Here is a 21970-nt window from a genome sequence, read left to right as displayed (position 1 = left end):
TTCTTTTAGGTAGAGGTTAATCTGCCTTTGTTACTTCCTCAACAGTTTGTTCAACTTCTTGACGAGTCATCTTCTCATGACCGTTACGCATAGCTTGTAGTGTTTTATGTGCAAGTGCCAAAGGGATTTTACAGAACATTAAGATGCTACGTTTTTTAATGCTTTTATTGTACAAATCACCTTTTGCTAAGTTTTCCTCAGCATATTTGAATAAATCATCGCGTGTCCAACCCTCAGGCATGAAGCTTACACCACGTTCATCGTCCTCTTCTTGGTTGCGCAAAATGTTAACCGCTTGTAAACCACGTCCGTAGCCGATTGCTAATTCACGGTCTGTTTCAATGCCCGCACCCCAGCGCCAAATATCAGATAGCATTGTCCCAACAAGACCTGCCACATAGTATGTGTAGTCATCTAAATCTTCTCTCGTTTTAACAACCCAATTTTTGTCTGCCCATTTAGCCATTCCTTCAGCCATTTCACTTGTAGATGCAGCGATTGTTTCGCGAATATCTTCAGGACAAAGTGCTAGCCAATCACCAAGTCGTATAGTTACTTCAGGTAGTATATTTTCATATGGTTTAAGTAGTGACAAGTATGCATCATTATCAAATGGTTTTAATAACAAAGCGCTTACTTGACGTAAAAGATCACTTTTAACGGCAATATCTAAATCCTCATGGTCTTCAATTTCATCAATAGCACGCATGCATAAATATGCCGTTGCAACAGTTGTTTTCATTTCTTTTTGTAAAAATGTAATAGGAATAAAAAAAGTACGACTTGTTGCTTTTAAAACGCTCATCGCTTCTTTATAAAGTGCTTTTTGTTCTGACATTTTGTCTTCCTCCGATCAATCAAAAAAACTTCAATACTATCGTATATCAAATTGTGAAAAAGATACAACTAAATCCGTAGAAACAAATAAATCTTATAGAAATAGAATAAATGTTTTGTGTTAAATATTTAAACGTGATAATATTTAGTTGTCTAATAAATATTGTTTTACATAAATCATTAGACATCTAAATATTTTCTTTAAAAGGAGTTTTTATAATGGGTAGATTAGATAATAAAGTAACAATCATAACAGGTGGAGCATCAGGTATTGGAGCAAAAATGGTAGAATTATTTGCTAAAGAAGGCGCAATTGTTATTGCAGCTGATATTAACGATGCTGCAATCGCTGCAATTGACAACGGAAAAAACATTTTCGGAATGAAATTAAATGTTATGGATGATGCAAACTGGAAAGAGCTAGTTGATAATATTGTTGAAAAATTTGGTAAAATTGATGTCCTTGTTAATAACGCTGGAATTTCATCAGAAAAACCAATGGAAGCTATTACAGTTGATGATTGGTCATTAATGCACAATATTAACGCTTTCGGTCCTTTCTTAGGTATGAAACACGTTTCTGCAGTAATGAAAGAAAATGGAAATGGTTCAATCGTTAACATTTCTTCATTCACAGCACAAATTGGTATGGGCTTAAATGCATACTCAGCATCTAAAGGTTCTGTTCGTGCTATCTCTAAAGCTGCTGCAACTGCATTCGGTAAATTCGGCGTGCGCGTAAACGCAGTATTCCCAGGAATTATCGAAACACCAATGACTGCTGTATTAAAAGATTCTGCTGCATACGTAGAAGCTATGGTTAAAGCGACTCCACTTTCTCGTCTTGGACAACCAGCTGATATCGCAAATGCTGCAATCTTCTTAGCATCTGATGAAGCTTCATTTATTACTGGTTCTGAACTTGTAATCGATGGTGGATTCTCAGCACAATAATTTTGTGTATGGAGTTGGATGCCATTGAAAAATAATCCTACCCTATTTGATCTTATACATGTACTTGATAAAGCAAATGAGAACATGATTTTAGCTTGGAAAAAGTTATTTAAAGTTAATATAGGGATATCGCATATATTAGTCTTAAGCTATTTAAAAGAACATGGAAAAAGTAAACCCACAGATATTGCAAAATACCTTGAGTTTGCACCACCTTCTTTAACACATTTAGCAGAAAAACTAATTCACAATCATTATTGTGTTCGATGTCAGGATTCACTTGATAGAAGAATTTCTTATATTCAAATTACACCACTAGGGTTAGAAATCTTAGAGGAAGCTAGTACATTAGGTGCTGAAATGCGACAAGAATATTTCAAGATTCTTTCAGAAGATGAAATCCAAGAACTTTTCTCTATATATACAAAATTAACAAGTCAATAATTAATATTGAATTGTGGTAAGAAGGGCGAACTTTGTTCGTCCTTCTTTTTTATACATAAAAGTAAAAACCCTTGAGTGGAATTTACAATTTTTGAATTCGAGTTAAGATTTATATAATACAGCTTTGAGATTAATAGGGAAAAAAGATTGGTTTATAACCATATATTCAAAATAAGGTAAAAAGTATTGACGTCTGGATTACCTACCTTATTAATATGTCCTTTTTGTTCAAAATGATATAATAAGAATATTTCGAAAAACTGATTTAGGGGAAGGACAGGGGAAATGGGACAATTATGGTTTGGTGGTACAATTTACACGATGCAAAGGGATGGGGAAACAGTTGAAGCGGTACTTGTTGAGGATGGCAAGGTTAAAAAAGTAGGTACGTACGAAGAACTTAAAACCCAGGCTGAAGAGGTTTTTGATTTGCAAGGAGCCGTGATGTATCCAGGTTTTGTTGATAGTCATTTACATATGATTGGTTACGGAGAAAAACTGTTACGACTGGATTTAACAAATGTGAAATCTTCTGATGAATTGCTAGATGTTATTAAACAAGCTGCTGCTAATTGTTCTAGTGATGAATGGTTGATCGCTGAAGGGTGGGATGAAAATCAATTCAATGATATTCGTATCCCAACTGTTCAAGAATTGGATGCTATTCGTCAAGAACCAATCGTCCTAAAACGTATATGCAGACATGTCGTTCTTGCGAATACTTCGGCAATGGCTGCTGGCAATATTACTCAAGAAACACCAAATCCAGAAGGTGGTGAAATTGGTCGAGATGAAAATGGACTATTAACGGGTCTATTATATGACCAAGCGCTTTACGAAGTATTAGATCAAATACCTGTAGAGCAAGAATATTCATTAACAAATACATTAGAGTTAGCAGTCGATCATTTATTGTCACTTGGTTTAACTGGTGGACATACTGAAGATATGAGTTATTATGGTCATTTTTCCAATCCGCTGAATGCTTTTAATGAAATTATCGGTAAAAGGAAAAATTTCAGAGCACATTTATTAAGACATCATCTTGCGTTCGAACAAATGATGACCTCAAATGCAACATACTCTGAGCCATTTGTAGAACCCGGTGCGATGAAGATTTTCTCTGATGGGGCACTTGGTGGTGCAACAGCTGCATTACTTGAACCATATGAAAATCAGCCACAAAATAAAGGGTTATTCATCCATACCTCTAAACAGCTTGATGTGCTTGTAAAATTGGCACGTTCTTATGGTGAAGCGGTGGCAGTTCATATAATTGGCGATGCCGCTCTTGAACAAGTATTAACAGCCATCGAAGCTAATCCTCTAACGAATGGAAAAAAAGATAGACTTATTCATTGTAGTGTTGTTAATGACTTATTGATTGAACGAATGAGTAAATTGCCCGTTATTTTAGATATTCAACCACAATTTATTCTTTCTGATTTCCCGTGGATTATAGATAAAATCGGTCTAGAGCGGGCTAAAATGACATATCCATTTAAACGTTTGACAGAAAAAGGATTGATATGTGCAGGAGGTTCAGATGCACCGATTGAAGATGCGAATCCTTTACTTGGTATCCATGCTGCAATCGCTCGCAAAAAGCATGTGGAAAGCCATGAAGGATATATTCCAATCGAAAAACTTACACGTTTTGAGGCGATTTCTCTTTATACTACCGGTAGCGCAAAGGTAATTGGCAAGGAACAAGTAAGAGGGACCATTCAGCCGGGATACGATGCGGACTTTTCGATTTTCGACAAAGACTTATTTGTTTGCGAATTAGATGAAATTCCAAATGCCATTGCACTTAAGACAGTTGTTGCTGGTAATTTAGTTTTTTCAAAATAAGTGATAGAAAATTAGAAAAAATGATAACATCGTAGGAAATCATTGCACAAAACTGCACATAGCAGTAAAGTTTAGATTGGGCGATCACAAAGGAGAATGGTATGACGAAGGCAATTGGAATAGACGCAGGGGGTACACTAACAAAATTAGCTTACGAAAATGAATTTGGAGAGCTAGTGTTAGAGCATTTCCCTTCGAACGACTTACAAGCTGTAACGGACTGGATTAGCAATCACCCTGAAATTGAAGAGATTGGCTTAACAGGCGGAAGAGCTGAGCAAGTTAAAAATTTACTAAAAGAAGTAAAATCCATCCATTACATAGTTGAATTTGAAGCCACATTAAAAGGGGTTCGATATCAACTAATTCAGCATGGTCATCAATTTGACCGCAGCATCATTACAAATGTTGGTACAGGTACATCCATTCATTTTATGGATGGTGAAACACATAATCGTGTTGGTGGTACTGGTATTGGTGGAGGAACCCTAGTCGGACTGGCAGCATTAACGACGGGAATCTACGATTATCACGAAATTATAAAAAAAGCACAGTATGGTGAAAGACAAGAAATTGATCTTCTAGTACAAGATATATATCAAGGTATGGATACTCCGATTGCAGGCACATTAACTGCAAGTAACTTTGGTAAAATGGGTATTGATGAAACAAAGAATCACCCTATTGAAAATATTTTAGCAACTGTACAAGGTTTAGTAGGGGAAGTCATCACAACATTAAGTATCCAGCTAGCAGAACAAAATCAAGTCGAACATATTATATATATTGGTACAACTCTAAACGAAAACGAAGCATTAAAAAAAGTTATCGCCAACTACACAATTTTAAAAAAGAAAACGCCTATTTTCTTAGAAGACCATGGTTTTAGTGGCGCAATAGGTGCCTTTTTAAATATAACAGTCAATCAAAAGAGTTAAAAAAACTTATAGTTAATTTCTTTAACATTAACTTCAAAATTAATAAACCATAAGAGTGAAATTGCTCTTATGGTTTTTTGTTGTCTTAAATAAGCGGTCTGTAGTAATAATTAGAAAAAAATAATAATTCAAGGTATTCTAAAGATGAGCTAATAAAGGAGGTATTAAATGTCTAAAAAGTATTTTATAAAAATGTTCTTATTGATAAGTTTACCTCTATTCACATGTTCATATTTAGATAATAGAATTGGGTTTATTCCTTCTACTATTGCAGGGTTTGTTTTACTTATTGTTTTAAGTCTACTGTTGTTTTCAAGAAAAGAAAAAGTATAAGAAATTGAATTGTATACTAGGAATCATTTAACTTTCTCTTTACTTCACCACATTATAGAATTTGTATTTTGATTTAATTTATAATTTTAATAATATGAGAGGCTATTTTACGTTGGAAAATCAACAGAAGAGTAGTCTCTTTTTTAAATTTGAATATAAATCCCTCTTTACAAACGATATTAGTAGGAATAAAATTAAATTATTATTTACCTAGGTAAATAAAATACGGAGGTAAGCAAATGAATCCTTTATTTCACGAAATCTTTCAAACTACTAGAGATATTACAAATAAATTAAATAGTTGTTTAAAAGAACATGACCTTTATAGCAGTCAGTGGACGATTCTCTATACAATTAATAAAAATGGACCAATGTCATTAACAGACATCTGGAAGTACTTAAAGGTTGAGGCACCTACTGTGACACGAACTGTTGCAAGATTAGAGCAGCTTGATTGGATTGTGCGAACAGAAGGGGAAGATCGTCGAGAAAAAATAGTATCCTTTTCCGAAGAAGGTAAGAAAAAATTTCCTGCTGTTTTAGCTTCTGTATTGCGATTTGAGGAGGGCTTGATAGAAACATTTAATGATGAAGAACAACAGCAGCTACTAGAGCTGATATGTAAGTTGAAGGGAAGAACGAATCATTGGGAAATTTAGAAAAGATTTGGACGAAACGGTTTATTAGTATTTTTTGTACGAATATGGCCGTGTTTTTTGTTTTTTACGGCTTAGTATCCGTGTTACCACTTTATGCAACAGAAGATTTAAACCGTTCTGATAGTGATGCCGGTTTATTATTATCTATCTTCCTGCTATCCGCAATTATTACACGCCCATTTACGGGGAAAGTCTTAGAGCATTTTGGCAAGCGTAAACTACTTTATATAAGCTTAATCGGTTACTTTGTATGTACCGTATTATATCTATTCTTTAAGCCGTTTGCACTTCTATTATTGCTACGCTTTATACAAGGGATTTTCTTCAGCATATTGACAACAGCGAATAATTCTATTGCTGCAGATATTGTTCCACCATCTCGTAAGGGAGCAGGACTTGGGTATTTTACAATGTCACTAAATTTAGCGGTAGTACTTGGACCATTTGTTGGTCTTTTAGTCATTCAGTATTTAAATTTTGAAATTTTGTTCATTATTATGAGTGCAGTTATTTTAATCGGAGGTATTGCAGCGCTATCGATTAAATTAGATGATATTCCACAAGTTGCTAAACAACAAAAATTCTCGATAGCCCTTTCAGATTTATTCGAGAAGAAGGCATTACCTACAGCTGCTTTAGCATGTTTTGTTGCAATTGCTTATGCTAGTGTATTATCTTTCTTATCTGTTTACGCAAAACAAAAGGGTTTGATGGAAGTTGCTAGTTTATTTTATGCCGTTTACGCAGCAGCTATGCTGTTAACCCGTCCATTTACAGGACGCTTATATGACCAAAAAGGACCTAAATTTGTTATTATTCCAGGCTTTATCCTTTTTATCTTAGGTTTAATTACGCTAGCTTATGTCAATGGACCGGTGTTATTCATGCTCGCGGGTGTGTTAATAGGACTTGGTTACGGAGCACTTGTACCAAGTTTCCAATCAATGACGATTCAATCCACAGATCCTAGACGTACTGCCTATGCTACTGCTACATTCTTCACGTTATTTGATGTAGGGATTGCCTTAGGGTCATGGCTTCTAGGTATTATCGCCACACAGTATGGATATGTAGAGGTTTATCTTGCAGCAGCATTTGTTGTTACCATTGGAGCAATAGCATTTATGGTGACGCAATTGAAAAAGCAAATAACTGATGTGAAGTAGCAAAAAAGCAAACTCAATTAACGAGTTTGCTTTTTTTGATATGAACGCAATGCTTCTCTTGCAAGTGTATCAGCTGCACGATTTTCAGAACTAGGAATCCATTTAATGAAAAATAAATCGAATTTTTTTGTAAGCTCGAGCGCTTCTTCTAAATAAGGTTTATATGCTTCATTTTTCACATATTCCTTTTCAATAGAAGCGACTACTATTTTAGAATCAGAACGAACAGAGATCATACCAGTAGATAATTTTAAAGCTTCTGTTAAACCGCGAACAAGTGCGATGAATTCTGTACTATGATTATCATTTTCCCCTATAGCTTCACCAATTTTAATTAATTGACCTTCACCTTTGATGAATATTCCTATTGCGCTCGGACCGGGGTTTCCAGCAGTTGCTGCATCAATATATAATTCAATCATTTAGTCACCTGCTACATCATATTTATAACCTTAGTATATTTGATGTAGAGAAATATGCAAAGGTCAGAAGAGGAATAGGACTAGTTTGAATAGCGTAAACTAAAATGCAATTGTAGAAAGCTAATAATTGTAACTAAATGCTCCAAGTAGTAAAATAAAAATTATTGAAATTTAGAGGTGAATCGATTTGATGGACAAAGTAACCGTCATAAAAGAAATTGACGAAATGATGGAAAATTATTGTGAAGGTTGCTTCGTTAAAAATCAACTTCGTAAAGACCGAGGGAAGTCTGGTGCCCACCGATTTTGTATCGAGTCATGTACGATTGGGGAGCAATTACACTTTTTAGGCGAAGAACTTTTAAAAGTTTATACAAAATAACCTACTTCAATGTTAAAAACACCTTGAGTTTTGTCTCTTGGTGTTTTTTTGTTGTTGAAATAACAGACAGATGCTAGTAATATGATAACAATTACTGAATAATGATAATAATTGTTCAATTGCAACAACTCTTTGTGTAGAATTGTAAAAATTTATTGACTACTTAAGTTAGTGTTTGTACACTGTGAATAGACAAATGTTTTTATTGAGAATACAAATGAGTAAATAAACAATGTAAGGATATGATGAAATGAAAGTATGTAAATTTGGTGGAACATCTGTTGCAAGTGCAGAACAAATCAAAAAGGTAGCGGCAATCGTACAATCAGATCCTACAAGACGTCTGGTTGTCGTTTCAGCACCAGGTAAACGGTTTAATGATGACATAAAAGTAACAGATTTATTAATTGAGTTGGCGAATGCGGTATTGCAACAACAAGATGCGGTAGAAGAAAAACTAAAAAATGTTGTAAAGCGCTATGAAAGCAATGCAAATGGACTTGGTTTAGATCATGCCATTTGTGAAGTCATTGAGGCAGACTTACGTAAACGTATTGCAGAAGCGGGTTCGGTTACGGATGAACTGTTAATGGATAGCTTAAAGGCGAGTGGAGAAGACAATAATGCGAAAATGATTGCAGCTTACTTCAATAGTATTGGACTTAAAGCAAAATACATGAGTCCACTTGAAGCAGGTTTAATTGTTAATGACCTGCCTGCTCGAGCACAAGCGTTGGCAAAAGCATACGATAATTTGAGTGTCTTAAAAGATTCTCAAGAAATTATCGTGTTCCCTGGGTTCTTTGGTTATACAGAAGAGGGCGTATTACGTACATTTGAACGTGGGGGTTCAGATATTACAGGGTCAATTTTAGCTGCAGCGGTAAAAGCTGAGTTATATGAAAACTTTACTGATGTTGATTCCGTATTCTGTGCAAATCCTAAAGTTGTAAATTGTCCAGTTGAAATACAAGAGATTACATATCGTGAAATGCGTGAATTATCATATGCGGGTTTTTCGGTTTTCCATGATGAAGCACTAATGCCGGTTTATAAAATTGGAATTCCAGTTTGTATCAAAAATACAAATAACCCTTCTGCACCAGGAACGAGAATAGTTTCTGTACGTGAATCAAATCATAGCCCAGTAACTGGTATTTCAGCTGACAGTGGTTTCTCGATTTTATACGTAAGTAAATACTTGATGAACCGTGAAATCGGTTTTGGTCGTAAATTACTTCAAATATTAGAAGATGAGAATATTTCATATGAGCATACACCATCCGGTTTAGATGATATCTCTGTTATTATTCGGAGTCACCAGTTATCTCCTGAAAAAGAAGATCGTATCGTAAAACGTGTTGAAACAGAATTGCAGGCAGACGACGTACATTTCCGTCATGATTTTTCAATGATTGTAATTGTAGGAGAAGGTATGAATAACAATACAGGTCTAGCAGCGCGTGCGGCAACAGCCATTTCAAAAACAGGTGCCAATATTGAAATGATTAATCAAGGGTCATCTGAAGTCAGCCTTGTATTTGGTGTTCGTAAAGAATTTGAGAACAAAATTTTACAAGCATTATACAATGAATTTTTCGCATTATCAGCAACAACCTTAAAACGATAAATAACTGAAGTAGCGCCTTTAAGTCGAAAAAACGATTTAGAGGCGCTCTTTTTTACTTTCTGAGCTAAAACATTTGGCAATTTTAAATATGAAGAAACTTGATGAAAAAAATAGTTTACTAGAAAAATTCTTTAATTTAAATAAATCAGAAAAAAGTTCAGATAAATGAAAAAATTTTAAAAATAATCATCTTCTTAATTGCAATTTACATATACTTTCATATAGATTAGTATTAGTAACTTATTTTACAGGAGGTGAATTCTTTATTCTGAATCTGAAATAAGGATCAGATCAGATATAAAGAACATGATTGGACAATGATATAGCCATTAAGTTAGTTGTTTTCGTAATACTAATTGCACTTACTGCGTTTTTCGTAGCAGCGGAATTTGCTATAGTAAAGGTGAGATCAACTAGAATAGACCAGCTTGTCCTTGAAGGCAATAAAAAGGCTTTAAGAGCAAAAAAGGTTACGAATAATTTAGATGAATATTTATCAGCTTGCCAGCTTGGCATTACGATTACGGCATTAGGGCTTGGATGGTTAGGGAAACCGACTATTGAAGCTATCCTGAGACCATTGTTTGAGATGTTTAGCTTAGATGCTCGTATTTCTTCGGTGGTATCATTTATTATTGCGTTCTCAATCGTAACTTTTTTGCATGTTGTAGTCGGAGAGCTTGCACCAAAAACATTAGCAATTCAACAAGCTGAAACCGTTACACTGCAAACAGCTGGATCACTTATTTTATTCCACAATATTATGTATCCAGTCATTAAACTTTTAAATGGTTCTGCAAGAGGCTTGACCGCATTATTTGGTTTGAAAATGCAGTCAGAATCAGATGTTGCTCATAGTGAAGAAGAGTTGCGGATGATTTTGTCAGATAGTTATAAAAGCGGTGAGATTAATCGCTCTGAATATAGTTTTGTGAACCGTATTTTTGAATTCGATGATCGTATTGCAAAGGAAATTATGGTCCCTAGAACGGAAATTGTTAGCCTTGATCAGCATTTAAGCCTTAAGGAAGTATTTGATGTAATTAATGTGGAGCAATATACACGTTATCCTGTCGTCGATGGGGATAAGGATCATATTATTGGTATTGTTAATATGAAACAGCTGTTAACAGCGTTTATTTTAGATGAAAAGAATGCTTTAAAACAGATAACTCACTTTATGCAACCTGTTATTCGTATTATTGAAACGGTTCCGATTAGTGATTTATTACTTAAATTTCAATTAAAGCGCATTCATATGGCAATTCTTATGGATGAGTATGGTGGTACATCTGGTCTTGTAACAATCGAAGATATTATTGAAGAAATTGTCGGTGATATCAAGGATGAATTTGACTATGATGAGTTGCCTGAAGTACAGAAAATAGCTGAAAATCATTATAATCTTGATGCTAAGCTTAGACTTGAAGAAGTAGAGGCACTCTTAAATATCGATATTAATGATGAAGATATCGATACAATTGGAGGCTGGTTTATGACAAATCATGATCGCATCTTAAAAGGTGAGAAACATGAAGCTGAAGGCTATGAATTTACCATTCAAGACATCAATATGCATCAAATTGTAAGACTTGAAGTAAAAAAAGTAGCTTTATAATTTTAAGGCATATCTAAGTTTTTTAATACTTAGATACGCCTTTTTATTTTGCTTATCGATATTTTAAACCAGTTTATACAGCATAATATCAAATATGGAAATGACATAATAAAGTTACTATTAAATAAATATCAAATTCAAACTTTATGAATGCAATAAGAGGTTCTTAAATTACACACAATAAAAAAAGCTATTCTCAAGTTAAACTTGTAGAATAGCTGTGCTCACTATAGTTTATTTACGTTTGCTGCTTGTGGGCCTCGATTACCTTCAATAATCTCGAAGCTAACATCTTGTCCCTCTTCTAATGTGCGGAAACCTTCCTCTTGGATGCCTGTGAAATGGACGAATACATCTTCACCATCATTGTACTCAATAAAACCATAACCTTTTTCGTTATTGAACCATTTTACTTTTCCTTGTTGCATGTAGGTTCCTCCCAAATGAAACAGAATGTTCAAGCATGAAATCCATCACATATTATATGCGAATTGATGGAAGAGTATTCATAAAACCTTGATATGACAAGGTTTTTAAGAATATTATTAAAGTATTGATGACTATAATGAAAATTATCATGTAGCTTAGAGATTTCTCACTGAATTTTTTTGAAGCTACTTTCTTTTGTAGTTTCATCAGATTCATGCCCTAATTGAGCCATAATTAGGTTGAGTGGAACATTAGCCTTAGCTAATAAAGAAGTGTGAGTATGTCTAAAAGAAGGTGTTATTAAATGCTTATTATTCTAAGTATTGATTGCATTCTAGTATTTACGGTTTTCAAATGATAAGGATAGCCAAAGTATGTTGGACCTAACTTACAAAATCTAATTTGTAATAATTAAATCAATTGTCGATTTCAAGCGATTTTGCACTCCATAATGCTTTTTAATAACACAATAAGTTCTGGCTCAATATCGATAACTCTTATAGATCCTTTGGTGTTTGGTGTCGTAATTTCGTATTTAAGAGTATTTCTATTCGGATTATACAGAGTTTTCTAAATGCTTATTGTAGCATTATTATAATCGATATCGGACCATTTTAAAACTAATAACTCACCTAAGTACATTTCAGGCCATGTAAGCGTGTTGAAACTGAAGAAATATCCTGCTTTTCATAAGATAATGAGTATCTGTAAGGTGAAAGTGAAATGCTAACATTTATTTTTTTGTTTCTCTAGTCGACAAAGATCTTAATGAAACAAATGAAGCAGAAAAATATTTAATAGGCTGTTTAACAGCTACAGGTGTATCAGTTGATAATAATAGAGGAAGAGTGATTATTTCGGAATTTATACTTATTCAGTATTTGATGATTTTATGAAAGATATTGTGAAAGATGGTTTAAGACATCCTTAATTTGACAATAAGGTCAACTTAATAAAAGGTGTAATGTTTAGATATACAAATGGTAAACATTTCTACAATGTGTAAAGTAATATTGTAACACGCTCTACATTCACCACATTGTGAAGTGGTCGCATGGAGTTGGTATAATAGAAAAGCAGATGATATAGAAAAAATCTATATCATCTGCTTTTTTATGATAAGAATACCATTCAGGATCGATTTGCGTTAAAATAAACATTGCCGATTTTCACAAATTTATTAAATTCCAAATGTACTTGTGTTTGATAATAAGTTATTAAACATGATATAAGTGTAAAAGAAGTGGAACATTTGGCTTTATATTTTTTGACCTAGAGTTTGAAGTTGTAGCCATAGTGAGAGGATTTGAGTTTAAAATGATAGATAATTTTTGGCGTGATTTACCACGACCATTTTTTGTACTTGCACCAATGGAAGATGTGACAGATGTTGTTTTTCGTCACGTAGTAAGTGAAGCCGGTCGACCGGATGTATTTTTCACAGAGTTTACAAACTCGGATAGCTATTGTCATCCAGAGGGCATGAAAAGTGTGCAAGGCCGTTTGGTTTTTACAGAAGATGAACAGCCAATGGTGGCACATATATGGGGGGATAATCCCGAATATTTCCGTCAAATGAGTATTGGCATGGCAGAGCTAGGATATAAAGGCATCGATATTAATATGGGCTGCCCTGTACCGAATGTGGCATCGAGAGGAAAAGGTAGTGGTCTTATTTTACGTCCAGACGTTGCGGCAGAACTTATTCAAGCGGCAAAAGCGGGCGGACTGCCTGTAAGCGTGAAGACACGACTAGGCTTTAAGGATATAAATGAGTGGGAGGAGTGGCTAACGCATATTTTTAAACAGGATATTGCGAACCTTTCTATTCATTTACGTACAAGAGAGGAAATGAGCCAAGTAGATGCGCATTGGGAGCTAATTCCGGAGATCAAAAAATTACGTGACCGTATCGCACCAAATACGTTACTAACAATTAATGGAGACATTCCTGACCGTCAAACTGGGCTGCAACTTGCTGAACAATACGGGATTGATGGTGTTATGATCGGGCGAGGTATTTTTAAAAATCCTTTTGCTTTTGAAAAAGAGCCAAAAGAGCATAGCAGTAAAGAATATCTTGATCTATTAAGACTGCAGCTTGACCTTCAAGATCAATATGCGGAAGTATTACCACGTTCAATTACAGGGCTTCATCGCTTTTTCAAAATTTATGTCAAAGGATTCCCTGGAGCTGCTGAATTAAGAAATCAATTGATGAACACGAAATCAACAGATGAAGTGCGTGCATTGCTTGATAACTTTGGAAAGAATATTGATGAGACGGAGATATTGAAATGATGTGAATTTTAAAAAGATAGAGAAAAAATTAATTACATCAACTCATATGTACTTATTTCATTCAGTTTCAAGTTCCTTTGTGGGCGGTATGATGTAATAAGCGGCTTGAACCCTTGCTATATAAAGGTTTTATGTAAGATGAAAGTGAAATGCTAACATTTCTGGACTGAATAGAGGCTTCTCATTAATTGACCAAATTTATGAGAAGCCTCTTTTTTCATTTCTTTCGTTACGTGGAGATAAACGTTCTTCGTTGTTTCATCATCGCAATGCCCTAAACGATCCATAATCTCTTCTAATCCTACTTTAGCCTTTGCTAATAACGACGTATGTGTATGACGAAGGGAATTTGGTGTAAGTTCTTTATTTACTCCGGCTGAAGTTAACAATCGAGCCATTCTGTTTTCAACGGTTTTAATAAAAATCGGATAGACTGGTTGTCTTTCCTTCTTAGCAAAAATAAACCCTTCATCAAGATAATTTTCACCCAAAAGGGAAGCTGATAAACGTTATCATGCTTCCTTTTTAACCCTCAATTTAAATCTTTCCTTTGGCTGAAGATTCATCTTTCCTCCTGCTGTACCTATAATCAAATACCATCGATGAGGGACAGAGCTATGTTTAATCAAACATTTAAATAACTTACAAAATTTTTAGCTGCCAAATGGGTTTATTCCTTTTACTGCACGTTTCCCGACATCTAATCAAACGATTAATTAGTTTTTCTGAAGGATATTTTGTTGGGTTTGTCGGTTTAGGAGTAGTGTAGGTAAAATTGGCTGAGTGGAACCAGATGTAAATTCAATATTAGTAAATTATTTGTTGAAATGAAGAGAAGAAACATTGATATCAATTGGAGATACATCAATTTAATCAAACGTTTAATTAACTTACAAAAATTTTAGCCTCCGAATAGATTAAATAAGTGCCGATTGATGAGGGTTTAGTGTAATTATCAATAGAACAAAAAGTCACCAGAACCGTCCCCTTGGTCCTCCTCCAAAGAATTTAATGGATTGGCAAGAAGAAGTATATTGAAATTTCTGAATATTCCTGATAATATATCCATAGAATATAATTTACTAAAGTTTCCTGAAATTATTTGAATTAGTTTACTAAACATCATGATGGAAATCAGAAATTCTATTTGGGAAATGTAAGCGCTTTTTATTCCTACTAGAGAAAGAAGGTAATTTAAAAATAAAAAATGAATGATTATACTATTTTAATCTAAGCAGGATTTTTCAGGTAAAAAGAGGGAGATAAATTCTTGCTATGATCCACTTTTAGTCGTTGATTACTTTTGCCTATGATAAACGGAAATTTTTAGAGAGATTTTTACTATTACTAAAGAGGTGTAGAAATGAAAAAATACTTTTCTTTGTTTCTTGTTGGTCTATTATTTATTTCAATAGTAGCAGGGTGTAATAATAATGAGACGGCTTCCTCTGGAGAGCCGCATCCAAATGCTGGGAAGGAAAATGAGTTTGGTTGGACTGTGCCAAAGTATACATTAGAATTCTCATATTATGCTGGCCAATTAAATCCTAAAGATGTAGAAAAAAATACAAAACTATTAAATGAATTTCTTCTAGAGCAGTTTAATGTGAAAATTAATAAGAAAGTAACAGAAACAGACCCTAAGGAACGTCTTAATCTCATGCTTGCTTCGAATGATTACCCTGAAGTGATTACCGGATTATCACCTGCAGAGGTTGAAAAATGGAAAAATCAAAAACGGGCGATTGATTTAACAGAATATATTGATAAGTATGCCCCTACTATTAAAGAGAAATTAGGAGATACGTATAAACGTTACTTGGATAAGAATGGTAAATTATATGGACTGCCAAATTACTGGGGTTATCTCCCTATTCCGGATTATTCAGCTAATATTCCATATGCAAAGTGGGTAGAAATAGGAAAGCCTAAAACAATATCTACTGAAGAGTATTTTGATCTACTGAAAGAGATGCAAGCTAAAACACCAGTAAATCAAAATGGACAAAAAACATATGCATTATCTGGTGAGAATTGGAAAACTGGCTATATCTATAAAGTTTTAGCCGGTGCATGGGGCTTAAAAGACGGCTTTAAAGAAGATGAGAATGGTAACTTGACTCACTGGATCAATACACCAGAAGGAATTGAACTAACCAAGTATTTAAACAAATTTCAAGTTGAGGGGTTATTAGACCCTAATAGTTTTATAAATGATTTTGACCAATGGAAAGAAATGTTTTCAAATAAGAGAGTTTTTGGGTCTATTGGACCTTGGTGGCATTCTTGGAATGCAGGACACGAGGTATGGCAGAAAACAGATAAAAATTGGAAACCTGATGACCATTATGTACAAATTGGCCTAAAGGCACCTGGTGTTGATCAAGCCTACCTATCACCAAAGAATACGATTGGTTCTTCTAGAACAATTATTACAGATAAGGCTAAGGATCCTGAAAAAATTATTAAATTCCTTGATTTTGCATTTAGTGATATGGGAAATAAGCTATTGGGTTGGGGTGTTCCGAACGAGGAAATTTCTATTTGGGGCAATAAGTCCGGAGAATGGACCTGGGTAGAAGAGAGAAAGAATGAGCTGATAAACGGAAAATATGATTATGATAAAGGTTTTTTGACTGGTCAAGGTGAATATGCAATAGTTGCCTACCAAGGGATGATGGAAGATGAAACAAACTGGTGGTATGATCAAAACTTTAATAATGAAGCTGAATGGAAAAGGGATTTAAACGAAAACTTAAAAGATACTATTTTCGATAATACGCTAAAAGCAATCAGCGTCCCTCTTAATGATCCGCTTGCAGTGAAAGAAGAACAAATTAATACGTTAATTAACACAGGAATATCAAAGGCAGTTCAGGCGAATAGTCCAGAAATGGCTGAAAAAATATTTATAGATTTACGTGAAAAAGTAAATAAGGCTGGTTTAAATGAGATTGAAGAGTACAAGACAAAAGTTTACAAGGAAAGACTGAAGAATTGGAAGTAAAAATAGAGAGAGAAGGAGGTATTGGCCTCTTTATCTCTCAAACAAAAATTGAGATTGATAAAAAGTGACACCGGGGGGGATAGTATGAACATAATGCCAGAAAAAGGCGAAGTGGTTCCAAAATCCAACATATCTAGTGAAAAAAAGATGGCAGGCGTAAAGAGAATAAAAAACACATTTCTTCGAGAAAAACAGCTCTGGTTGATTTGTATTCCAATTATATTGTGGGTGCTGTTATTTGCCTATTATCCAATGTATGGCTTGATTATGGCATTTATCGATTATGAACCAGGGAGAGCTATTCTTGACAGTGATTGGGTAGGTTTCAAACATTTCATTGAATTTTTCCAATCGCCGGATTTTTGGATGGTGTTAAGAAATACATTAGTTATAAGTGGGCTTGGAATTGTTTTTGGTTTCCCTGCACCGATTTTATTAGCTTTGTTATTACATGAATTAAAATATACTCGGTTTAAAAAATTTGTACAAACCGTATCCTATTTGCCGCACTTTATGTCTTGGGTAGTGGTAGCAAGTATTGTTTTTGTTACATTAGGAAATGAAGGGGTTTTTAACCAATTCCTTATGAGTATAGGAATAATTGATCGTCCTGTCTCTTTTCTTGGAGAAGGAAAATATTTCTGGGGGGTCATTACTGGAGCTGATATATGGAAAGGGATAGGCTGGTCAAGCATTATTTATTTATCTGCCATTGCTGGTGTTGATTCTCAGTTGTACGAGGCGGGAAAAATGGATGGACTTGGGCGGTTTGGTCTGATTTGGCATGTCATTATCCCAGGTATAAGACCTACTATTGTCATTTTGATGATTTTGGGAATTAGTGGAATTTTGAATGCTGGTTTTGAACAGCAATTGTTAATTGGGAATGTTCAAACGAGGGAATATTGGGAAGTTTTTGATACTTATTCCTACCGATATGGAATTCAGTTAGGTAACTATTCCTATGCGACTGCCGTAGGATTATTTAAGTCAATTATCGGGCTTATCTTATTAGTTGGCGCAAATAAATTCTGTAAAAAGTTTTTTGATACTTCAGTGTACTAAGAAAGCTGGTGAGAGCGTGAAGCAAGGGTTTATTAAAGAAAGCGTAGGAAGCAAGATTTTTGATAAGGTGAATCTAGTATTGATGATAGGCTTTGCATCTATAATGTTATTTCCTTTTCTTAATATAATTGCACTATCACTGAACGATGGTGTAGATGCTGCAAGAGGTGGTATTTATTTATGGCCACGAGAATTTTCGTTAGATTCATATAAGGTATTGTTTCAAAATGAAGATTTACTTAAAGGGTTTGGCATATCTATTTTACGTGTTGTAGTGGGGACCGTTACAGGTGTTTTATGTACGGGACTGTTAGCTTATATCGTCTCCGTTAAGCATTTTTCAGGTCGTAAGTTTATGAGACTATTATTTGTTTTCACGATGTTTTTTAGCGGAGGGTTAATCCCAACATATTTACTTTTCATGAAATTAGGCTTATCTAATACATTTACAGTGTATTGGCTGCCAGCTCTTTTTAGTCCATTTTTTATGCTGCTTATGGCTTCGTATATACAAAACCTTCCGGATTCCATCTTTGAGTCTGCAAGAATGGATGGCTGTAGTGAATTGCGGATTTACTTTCAGATTTTGATCCCAATGTCGATTCCCGTTTTTGCTGCCATTGCGGTATTTAGTGCAGTGGGTCATTGGAACTCATGGTTTGATGTTCTTATCTATAACCCAAGTGGAGAATGGGATACCTTACAAGTTTATTTACGTAGATTACTATTAGAGGTAGAAGCCATTCAACAAGTTCAAGATTTACAGTTAGCTTATTCAAAATACCGAAATATCTCTCCGATTACCTTAAGAGCAGCTACTACGGTTCTTGTTACCTTGCCGATTATTTTTGTTTATCCATTTGCACAAAAATATTTCGTTGGAGGCATTACATTAGGGTCAGTAAAAGAATAATCAGATATAGCATAAAAAATATTCTTTGTTTTTTAATTCGTAAAAAAATTAATTTAACAGAAAAGAGGGAGCGCTATGCTTACACAACAAAATATTAAAATAGAAGCAGTTTGTGATCCGATTGTGGATGTAAAACTAGAGGAATATAAAATAAATGATATTACCTATGTGAATGTTCAAATTGATGCAAAGGAATTCATTCATTTTCCGAAAGTCGATCTTATTTGGCATTATCCCATTATAGATATTCAATCGTATTGGCATCCTGGTTCAGGTCGCAGTAAAAGTTTTGGAGTAGATTGGGATGGTGGATTTTCCTCAAAAGGAACCGTTTCTGCACCTGTTGGTTGCTTTTATAGCCAGGATGGGAAAAATCGTCTCTCGGTTGCTTATTCTAAAGCGATGGAAACAGTGGGTTTTAATCTTGGAGTACATGAAGAAAATGGGACAATTAAATGTCAAATTACATTATTCACTGAACAGACAAAAAAAATGAAGCAATATCATGCAACGATTCGAATTGACACAAGGGACATTCCTTATTATGAAGCAATTAAGGAGATGTCCAAATGGTATGAAACGATCGAAAATAATAAACCATCTATTGTTCCGGAAGAATCTAAACTCCCTATGTATTGTACATGGTATAGTTTTCACCAAAATGTAACGGATCATGCAATTGAAGAACAGTCCCGGCTTGCTAAACAGTTTGGATGTGAAGCTGTTATTGTTGATGATGGGTGGCAAACCGAAGACAATCAGCGTGGGTATGCTTATTGTGGTGATTGGGTGGTTGCAGCAAGTAAAATACCTAATATGAAGGAACATGTCGAGAAAGTACATGCTATGGGGATGAAATATTTATTGTGGTATAGTGTTCCATTTGTCGGGAAGCATGCTAAAGTCTGGGATCAGTTTCGCAATAAAATTTTATATTTTCAGGAATCTCTCCAAGCAGGAGTGCTTGATCCTAGATATCCAGAAGTAAGAGAATATCTCATTTCCGTATATGAAACTGCTTTAAAGGAATGGAATATAGACGGGTTTAAATTTGATTTTATAGATAATTTCGACGTAAGAAGAGCAAATGAAAAGGCTTTAGAGCCAGATGAAAATCGGGATTTTGAATCTGTTCAAGAAGCTGTAGATCGGTTGTTAACAGATGTTATGGAAAGGCTTCGAGTCATCAAACCAAGTATTATGATTGAGTTTAGACAAAGATATATTGGCCCACATATGAGAAATTACGGTAATATTTTTCGTGTAAGCGATTGTCCTAATGATGCCCTTACTAATCGTGTTGGTGTTATTGATTTGCGTTTATTCTCAGGTAGTACAGCGGTTCATTCCGACCCGATTATGTGGAATAAAAAAGATACCGTAGAAAGTGCTGCTTTACAGCTAATCAATGTCTTATTCGGTGTACCGCAATTTTCGATGCGCTTTGAAAACTTATCTCATAGTCATTTAGAGATGGCTAAATATTGGTTAGGTTTTTGGAAGGAACACCGAGATGTATTATTGAACGGTAAATTAAAAGCCGAAGCACCAGAACTTTTATATCCTATAGTAAGTGCAGAAAATGATGTGACAAAGATTATTGCAGTCTATGGGGATGTTGTTGTAAAGAGCGGAAAATCAAGTGTGTCAAATTTAATTATTGTGAATGGCACTTTAAAAGAAGAACTTGTACTGGACTTAGAAGAAGACATTATGGATCACACTTTAGAAATATATGATTGCTGTGGTCATTTAGTAAAGAAACAATTCTTATCATTACCCGCTGGTTTAAATCGGTTGCATGTGCAGAAATCAGGCATCCTTATGATAAAAAAAGGATAAAATTGTCGATTCATCAGGTCTTTGCTATGATAGTAATTAATTTAGTAAAGATTAACTGAAAATTTGGGTTATAAAGAGAAAGAGGTTTTTGGATGGCGACAATTAAAGACATTGCTAAGTTATCTAATGTTTCAACATCTACTGTATCACGAGTACTTAACAACGATTCTTCCTTATCAGTAACAGAAGAAACAAGAAAAAAAGTGAACGAAGTTGCAGAAAAGCTTCAATATACTTTACCTCAAAGAAAGAGCGTTAAAAAGCAGCATGAACTTAAAGATATGAAAATTGGTCTGATCATTTATTGTTCAGAAAAGGTAGAAGATGAAGATCCTTATTTCTTATCTATACGTCAAGGTGTTGAGCAGGAATTATATCATTATGGTTTAGAAATTTCAAAAGTTATTCGATGGATTAATTATGATTCATATGAAAGCTTGAATGGTTTAGATTCTTTAATTGTGATTGGAAAAATAGATTTTGATTTTTTAAATCCGTTTTTCGTACAAATACAAAATATCGTATTTGTTGATTATTCCCCAAATGATGAAGTGTTTGATTCTGTGATTGTTGATTTTGAAAAAGCGACATATAAAGCACTGGACCATCTGCTGGAAAATGGCCATGCGTCAATAGGGTTTATCGGGGGAACGGTTTTTTTACATCAATTCGGGTCAAAAGCTGGATCAAAGCAGATGGATAAACGACTAAAAGGTTTCCGGAAATATATGGAAAGCAAAGGGTTGTTTAATGAAGACCATCTTTATATTGGGGACAATTTTACTACACAAACTGGTTATGAGTTAATGAAAAAAGCCATAAGCAATAATTGTCTGCCTACTGCGTTTATTATAGCGAGTGATCCAATGGCTATTGGTGCATACAGAGCTCTTGAGGAGGCTGGCATAAGTATCCCAAATGAAGTGTCCATCGTAGGATTTGATGATATTACAATTGCCCAATATATGACTCCGCCACTAACAACAATAAAAGTGTATTCTAATGAAATGGGAAAAGCCGCAGTTAGACTATTGGATGAAAAGTTAAATGGGAGGGAAGTTTCCATGAAATTAGTCGTCCCTACAAAGCTTATTATTCGGCAAAGCACTGTAAATAAATTTGAAAATAATAGATAGGATTTTTTCTAACCACCCGAATTAGGTTAGGTAGTCAGAA

The 21970-nt window shown here is 34.5% G+C and carries 20 protein-coding genes; 16 read left to right on the top strand and 4 right to left on the bottom strand.

Translation table 11 applies throughout. The features are described from left to right. Nucleotides 1-16: 16 nt before the first annotated feature. Nucleotides 17-838 carry a squalene/phytoene synthase family protein gene (locus tag AMD00_RS11335; RefSeq protein ID WP_053417180.1) on the bottom strand — a complete coding sequence of 274 codons (822 nt, stop codon included), beginning with the start codon at nt 836-838 and terminating at the stop codon, nt 17-19. 218 nt (nt 839-1056) lie between these two features. Here AMD00_RS11335 and AMD00_RS11330 point away from each other — a divergent pair, with 218 nt between their 5' ends. The 7 genes from AMD00_RS11330 to AMD00_RS11305 all read left to right on the top strand — a co-directional run bounded on the left by AMD00_RS11330 (nt 1057) and on the right by AMD00_RS11305 (nt 7185). Further along, complete coding sequence (locus AMD00_RS11330) at nt 1057-1791, top strand: SDR family NAD(P)-dependent oxidoreductase (protein WP_053417179.1); 735 nt, start codon at nt 1057-1059, stop codon at nt 1789-1791. Between the two features lie 24 nt (nt 1792-1815). Further along, nucleotides 1816-2235, top strand: a complete 420-nt coding sequence (locus AMD00_RS11325) for a MarR family winged helix-turn-helix transcriptional regulator (protein ID WP_245639505.1) — start codon at nt 1816-1818, stop codon at nt 2233-2235. Nucleotides 2236-2520: 285 nt separating this feature from the next. After that, entirely contained in the window at nt 2521-4089 is a 1569-nt protein-coding gene (locus AMD00_RS11320) for an amidohydrolase (protein ID WP_053417177.1), read from the top strand. 101 nt (nt 4090-4190) lie between these two features. After that, nucleotides 4191-5027, top strand: a complete 837-nt coding sequence (gene coaW, locus AMD00_RS11315) for a type II pantothenate kinase (protein ID WP_053417176.1) — start codon at nt 4191-4193, stop codon at nt 5025-5027. 168 nt (nt 5028-5195) lie between these two features. Next, nucleotides 5196-5360 carry a DUF3309 family protein gene (locus AMD00_RS23240; RefSeq protein ID WP_157059237.1) on the top strand — a complete coding sequence of 55 codons (165 nt, stop codon included), beginning with the start codon at nt 5196-5198 and terminating at the stop codon, nt 5358-5360. 239 nt (nt 5361-5599) lie between these two features. Beyond that, the gene (locus tag AMD00_RS11310; protein WP_053417175.1) at nt 5600-6019 is read left to right on the top strand and encodes a MarR family winged helix-turn-helix transcriptional regulator; all 420 of its coding nucleotides are present in this window, start codon (nt 5600-5602) and stop codon (nt 6017-6019) included. Then, nucleotides 6007-7185, top strand: a complete 1179-nt coding sequence (locus AMD00_RS11305) for an MFS transporter (protein ID WP_053417174.1) — start codon at nt 6007-6009, stop codon at nt 7183-7185. Before AMD00_RS11310 ends, AMD00_RS11305 begins: the two co-directional genes overlap by 13 nt. A gap of 17 nt (nt 7186-7202) precedes the next feature. Here AMD00_RS11305 and AMD00_RS11300 read toward each other — a convergent pair whose 3' ends face one another. After that, complete coding sequence (locus AMD00_RS11300) at nt 7203-7607, bottom strand: ribonuclease HI family protein (protein ID WP_053417173.1); 405 nt, start codon at nt 7605-7607, stop codon at nt 7203-7205. A 190-nt stretch (nt 7608-7797) separates the two neighbouring features. Here AMD00_RS11300 and AMD00_RS11295 point away from each other — a divergent pair, with 190 nt between their 5' ends. The 3 genes from AMD00_RS11295 to AMD00_RS11285 all read left to right on the top strand — a co-directional run bounded on the left by AMD00_RS11295 (nt 7798) and on the right by AMD00_RS11285 (nt 11237). Then, complete coding sequence (locus tag AMD00_RS11295) at nt 7798-7989, top strand: zinc-finger domain-containing protein (RefSeq protein ID WP_053417172.1); 192 nt, start codon at nt 7798-7800, stop codon at nt 7987-7989. Nucleotides 7990-8239: 250 nt separating this feature from the next. Then, entirely contained in the window at nt 8240-9619 is a 1380-nt protein-coding gene (locus AMD00_RS11290) for an aspartate kinase (RefSeq protein ID WP_053417171.1), read from the top strand. Between the two features lie 310 nt (nt 9620-9929). Continuing rightward, nucleotides 9930-11237: a hemolysin family protein gene (locus tag AMD00_RS11285; RefSeq protein ID WP_053417170.1), complete on the top strand. Its 1308-nt coding sequence runs from the start codon at nt 9930-9932 to the stop codon at nt 11235-11237. Between the two features lie 227 nt (nt 11238-11464). Here the strand turns inward: AMD00_RS11285 and AMD00_RS11280 are convergent, their stop codons facing one another. Next, entirely contained in the window at nt 11465-11665 is a 201-nt protein-coding gene (locus AMD00_RS11280; RefSeq protein ID WP_053417169.1) for a cold-shock protein, read from the bottom strand. Between the two features lie 1318 nt (nt 11666-12983). On the opposite strand from AMD00_RS11280, the gene AMD00_RS11275 reads away from it, so the two are divergent. Further along, nucleotides 12984-13967: a tRNA dihydrouridine synthase gene (locus AMD00_RS11275; protein ID WP_053417168.1), complete on the top strand. Its 984-nt coding sequence runs from the start codon at nt 12984-12986 to the stop codon at nt 13965-13967. A 152-nt stretch (nt 13968-14119) separates the two neighbouring features. Here AMD00_RS11275 and AMD00_RS11270 read toward each other — a convergent pair whose 3' ends face one another. Continuing rightward, entirely contained in the window at nt 14120-14458 is a 339-nt protein-coding gene (locus AMD00_RS11270; protein ID WP_053417167.1) for a tyrosine-type recombinase/integrase, read from the bottom strand. An 872-nt stretch (nt 14459-15330) separates the two neighbouring features. Here AMD00_RS11270 and AMD00_RS11265 point away from each other — a divergent pair. From AMD00_RS11265 to AMD00_RS11245, 5 genes are all read left to right on the top strand, one after another. Further along, a complete protein-coding gene (locus AMD00_RS11265) occupies nt 15331-16974 on the top strand; it encodes a type 2 periplasmic-binding domain-containing protein (protein WP_053417166.1) in 1644 nt (547 codons plus the stop codon). An 84-nt stretch (nt 16975-17058) separates the two neighbouring features. Then, nucleotides 17059-18039, top strand: a complete 981-nt coding sequence (locus tag AMD00_RS11260; RefSeq protein WP_245639504.1) for an ABC transporter permease — start codon at nt 17059-17061, stop codon at nt 18037-18039. Nucleotides 18040-18055: 16 nt separating this feature from the next. Further along, the gene (locus tag AMD00_RS11255) at nt 18056-18952 is read left to right on the top strand and encodes a carbohydrate ABC transporter permease (protein WP_053417165.1); all 897 of its coding nucleotides are present in this window, start codon (nt 18056-18058) and stop codon (nt 18950-18952) included. Between the two features lie 75 nt (nt 18953-19027). Continuing rightward, a complete protein-coding gene (locus tag AMD00_RS11250; RefSeq protein ID WP_053417164.1) occupies nt 19028-20794 on the top strand; it encodes a glycoside hydrolase family 36 protein in 1767 nt (588 codons plus the stop codon). Nucleotides 20795-20886: 92 nt separating this feature from the next. Further along, nucleotides 20887-21930 (top strand): LacI family DNA-binding transcriptional regulator, encoded by a 1044-nt coding sequence (locus AMD00_RS11245; RefSeq protein ID WP_053417163.1) that lies wholly within the window; start codon nt 20887-20889, stop codon nt 21928-21930. Nucleotides 21931-21970 lie beyond the last annotated feature (40 nt).

Origin of the sequence: Viridibacillus arvi, from assembly GCF_001274945.1 — a bacterium.
GTDB classification, from domain to species: domain Bacteria; phylum Bacillota; class Bacilli; order Bacillales_A; family Planococcaceae; genus Viridibacillus; species Viridibacillus arvi.
The sequence above is the reverse complement of the archived record's forward strand: the minus strand, read 5'-3'. Positions and strand labels throughout refer to the sequence as shown.